At 41.3% G+C, this 673-nt stretch carries 1 protein-coding gene; it reads right to left on the bottom strand.

Translation table 11 applies throughout. The features are described 5' to 3' along the window. Positions 1–524: helix-turn-helix domain-containing protein (locus AAEZ22_RS18105; RefSeq protein ID WP_352298365.1), on the bottom strand; the 524-nt coding region annotated here is incomplete at its 3' end. Positions 525–673 lie beyond the last annotated feature (149 nt).

The following is a 673-nucleotide window of genomic DNA, read 5'->3' as shown; positions in this document are numbered from 1 at the left end:
ACTTCTTGAGTAATACTGCATTCCCATTTACCGTGGCGAAACTGAACAGTTACCGTTTTGATTTTGCTAGCCAGTTCGCGATGTAAAATGATAGGCACTTTACCAACTTTTGGAATACTGATAGTGCCATTTTCAATGCGGATACAGTTCGAGTTATTGACCGCTCGAAAACTGTCATTGTGAAGCTTTTTCTTTTTGTATGAAATCTTGTGTTTTGGGAAACGTTGTAAGCGCCCCTTAGAAAACGCATTTTTCATTGCCGTTTCTAAATCACGAGCAACTTGCTGAGCTGCTGCCGAGTCAAAAGACTTAATCCACGTAAACTCTTCAAAAGGCTTTATTTCCTTAAGAAGCGAGGCCATATCATTGTAGAACAAGAATGTTTTATCGAACCCATATCGACGCATATTTTCAGACAGTAATAAGTTCCAAATGCCACGCGCTGTCGCGCCAAATTCAACGAGTTTAGCTTCTTGCTCTGGCGTAGGGTTTAGCCTGTAGTTGTATCTAAGCGTCTTTTTCATATACTGTATAGACTACTGTATGGAAATGAGTTATCAAGATGGAATATGAGACTAAATCACACTGCACTACCATTCTCATCAAGAACAGGGCTAGTTATTCCGATTCATCCCACCGACGCCGCTTCGCGTCGATCAATGGGTTTTCTCGG

The organism is Pseudoalteromonas sp. 20-MNA-CIBAN-0454 (assembly GCF_040308685.1).
Classification (GTDB): domain Bacteria; phylum Pseudomonadota; class Gammaproteobacteria; order Enterobacterales; family Alteromonadaceae; genus Pseudoalteromonas; species Pseudoalteromonas nigrifaciens.
This window is presented reverse-complemented; position numbering and strand designations above follow the sequence as displayed.